General features: G+C 50.8%; 5 protein-coding genes. All 5 read right to left on the bottom strand.

The features are described 5' to 3' along the window. On the bottom strand, positions 1 to 585 hold a 585-nt coding region (locus J7K79_RS03755), incomplete at its 3' end, for an ACP S-malonyltransferase (protein WP_296905324.1). Further along, on the bottom strand, positions 582 to 1,091 hold the full coding sequence (locus J7K79_RS03750; RefSeq protein ID WP_296905322.1) for a biotin transporter BioY: 510 nt from the start codon (positions 1,089 to 1,091) through the stop codon (positions 582 to 584). The genes J7K79_RS03750 and J7K79_RS03755, both read right to left, overlap by 4 nt. Beyond that, the gene (gene fabK / locus J7K79_RS03745) at positions 1,088 to 2,026 is read right to left on the bottom strand and encodes an enoyl-[acyl-carrier-protein] reductase FabK (protein ID WP_296905320.1); all 939 of its coding nucleotides are present in this window, start codon (positions 2,024 to 2,026) and stop codon (positions 1,088 to 1,090) included. Before fabK ends, J7K79_RS03750 begins: the two co-directional genes overlap by 4 nt. Further along, positions 2,023 to 2,433, bottom strand: coding sequence for a 3-hydroxyacyl-ACP dehydratase FabZ (fabZ, locus tag J7K79_RS03740; RefSeq protein WP_296905318.1), 411 nt, complete (start codon positions 2,431 to 2,433; stop codon positions 2,023 to 2,025). Before fabZ ends, fabK begins: the two co-directional genes overlap by 4 nt. Further along, the coding region (locus J7K79_RS03735) for a beta-ketoacyl-ACP synthase II (RefSeq protein ID WP_296905316.1) at positions 2,430 to 3,393 on the bottom strand (964 nt) is incomplete at its 5' end. The genes fabZ and J7K79_RS03735, both read right to left, overlap by 4 nt.

Genomic DNA, 3,393 nt, shown 5'->3' with positions numbered 1-3,393 from the left:
GGGTGTGTGGAAGGGACTGGAAACCATCAGCTCCACGATCCGGCGTGCACCTTTTTCTTTCAAGATGTTCATTGCCTTCTCAACGGAATTTTTCAGTCCACTGATCACCACCTGATCGTGCGAGTTGTAGTTTGCTATGTACACCCCATCTATCGAGTTCACCACTTCTTCTATTTGCTCGATATCAAGCCCTATGACGGCTGCCATGGTTCCCTTCCCAGGCTCCAGTGCCTTCGACATATATTCCCCTCTTTTTCTCACAAGATAAAGCCCCGTCTCAAAATCGTACACACCTGCCACCGCCAGTGCGGTGTACTCTCCCAGACTGTGGCCCGCCACAGCATCCGGAAGGATGTTCCTTTTTTCCATCTCAAGAAAAGCAATGTAGCTTGTTATATAGATGGAAGGCTGGGCATTCTCTGTGAGTTTCAAAGTTTCTTCGTCACCGTTCATGATCTCGGTGATATCGAATCCAAGAACTTTCTTTGCTCTTTCGAATATGTCTTTCGAAGATTCATAAACGGAGAAATCTTCTGCCATTCCAGAGTACTGAGAACCCTGCCCAGGAAAGACGAACGCCCTCATTGTTTCACCCCCAGACGTTTCAATCTCAGACCGATGATAGCTGCGAGTATCAATTTCAAAAGGTCGAACCATACGAATGGGGTAAAACCCAGAGCCACCGCTTTTTTGATATCGTGGACGTAGAAGTTCAGCACGAAGACGCCGAGCAAGTATATGGTCCCAAGACCTGCAAGCCCAGAAACAAGGTACCAGATGAAGTTTTCTCTCTTTTCAGATAGAAGCCCGATTACAGAGCCCCCTAGGATGAAACCGAGGAGGTACCCGCCGGTGGGCCCAATGAGAACCTGCGCCCCACCTTTGAAACCTGCAAAAACGGGAAGTCCGATGGCACCGAGCAATACATACGTTGCAATCGAGAGTGTTCCGTACTTTTTGCCCAGCATGTACGCCGTGAGAAAGACGAAGAACACTTGAAGAGTGAAAGGAACGGGGCCGATTGGAATCGAAATCCACGCCCCCACCACTATGAGAGCAGTGAAAATCCCCGCCTTTGCAAGTTGTTTCATCTTTCAATGAACCCCCTCAACTTTTCCACCGTCCCTTTGAACTCATTCATGATGTCTTCTATGATCTGTCTCACAGGTTTTATTTCGTTGATCAATCCGGCACTCTGTCCCATCATGAAAGAACCCTTTTCCAGATCCCCTTCAACAATGGCTCTTCTCAGGCTTCCAACCAGCATCTCTTCTGCTTGCATCGGGTTTTCGAACTCCATTTCCTGAATCTTTCTTGCAAAGGGGGTTCTGAGGACACGGGCGGGATGACCGAGTTTCGCACCGGTTACCACGGTGTCCCTTATGGAAGCCTTGACGATTTTTTCCTTGTAGATGGGATGAACATCGCTCTCTACGCTCGCAACGAATCTTGTACCCATCTGTATCGCTTCTGCTCCGAGGGCAAAAGCTGCTGCCATACTTCTACCATCTGCGATACCACCTGCGGCGATCACAGGAATCTTCACGCTCCGGGATACCCTGTTGACGAGGACAAAGGTGGTGACTTCTCCTATGTGTCCTCCGGATTCCATTCCTTCCGCTATCACCGCGTCAGCTCCCGCTCTTTCAACCATTCGTGCCAGAGAATCCGAGGCCACAACCGGAATGACCTTTATACCGTTTTCTTTCAGTTCCTTTATGTACTTTGTGGGATTTCCCGCACCAAAGGTGATGACAGGTACTTTTTCTTCCACGCAGACTCTGACGAGATCGTCCACCCAGGGAGAGACGAGGATCACGTTTACGCCGAATGGTTTGTTCGTTCTCTGCCTGAGGTCGAAGATCGCCTTTCTCAGGTCGTCGGGTTTCATGGCGCCGGATCCGATGATACCAAGTCCTCCAGCTTCGGACACAGCGGCAGCGAGTTTGGGAGTGCCAGCCCAGGCCATTCCACCCATGAGTATGGGATACTCTATTCCAAGGAGTTTTGTCACACGCGTCTTCATCTTTTCACCCCCAGAAGAAGCTTGGCCTTGGCTACAACCTTGCCCTCTACCTTTGCCAGACCCTCCACCTGCACTGTGCCGAGTCTTTCTCCAATCTTTCTCACCTCGTAGATCAGTCTATCTCCCGGGCGCACTTCCTTTTTGAAGCGAGCCTCGTCTATACCGAGGAAGAGGGGGATTCCCTTGATACTCTTGAGGAGGAGAATGCCGGCAGTCTGTGCAAGGCCTTCGATGATGAGTACACCCGGGTATATCGGATACTCTGGGAAGTGGCCCTGAAAAACTGGATCAGAGATGCTGATGTTTTTGAAGGCAACGATTCTATCTTCAGATTCCTCTATCACACCGTCTACCAGGAGAAAGGGATATCTGTGTGGAAGAATCGCCTTCACGTAATCTATGTTCATGACTCATACCTCCCTACAACCAGAGAAACGTTGTGCCCGCCGAATCCGAAGGAGTTCTTTATGAAATTCCTGATCTCTCTCTGGATCGGTTCTTTTCCAACAAGGCCAGTTCCCTGTGCTTCTTCCGTTGGATTGTCGAGGTTCGGCATACCGTGGACGAAGGAATGTTGCATCTGAAGGAGCGCAAGAACGAGTTCTACGGCACCGGCAGCGCCGAGGAGATGTCCTATCAGAGCCTTTGAAGAGTTTATGGCTACGTTCTTTGCATGTTCTCCCAGGACCTTCTTTATCGCCTTGAGTTCTGCCTCATCGCCGGCGGGTGTGCTTGTGGCGTGGCAACTCACGTAATCAATGTCCCTCTCAGAAAGGCCAGACTCTTTCAGTGCCAGTTTCATCGCTTTTGCCGCTCCCCTGCCTTCTGGATCCGGAGCGCTGAAATGGTACGCGTCGTCCGTCATACCGACACCTTTTATCTCTGCCACAATTTTTGCTCCTCTCGACTTTGCAACTTCTTCGGCCTCGAGTATGAGGACCGCACCACCTTCTCCCATGACGAAACCGTCTCTATCTTTGTCGAACGGACGGGAAGCACGTTTGGGATCGTCGTTTCTTCTCGAGAGCGCTCTCATGTTTGCAAACCCGGTAATTGGAAGGGGTGCTATCGTTGCTTCTGTTCCTCCGACAATGGCCACGTCCGCGTATCCATGTCTTATCAGGAGGGTGCCGAGTGCCACTGCATGCAGAGAAGAAGCACAGGCACTCACGGAGGAGAAGTTCGGACCCTTCAGACCGTACTCCATCGCGACGATACCAGGCGCCATGTCGATGAGAATCATTGGAATCAAAAACGGACTCACCCTGCTGGGACCCTTGGAGAGGAATTTGTTGTTCTCACTGTCCAGCGTCAAAAACCCTCCCATCCCGGATCCTATGATCGTCGCTGCTTTGTCAGCGAACTGT

Source organism: Thermotoga sp., from assembly GCF_021162145.1.
GTDB lineage: Bacteria > Thermotogota > Thermotogae > Thermotogales > Thermotogaceae > Thermotoga.
Note: the sequence above shows the minus strand (reverse complement) of the source record. Positions and strands in the feature narration are given on the sequence as shown.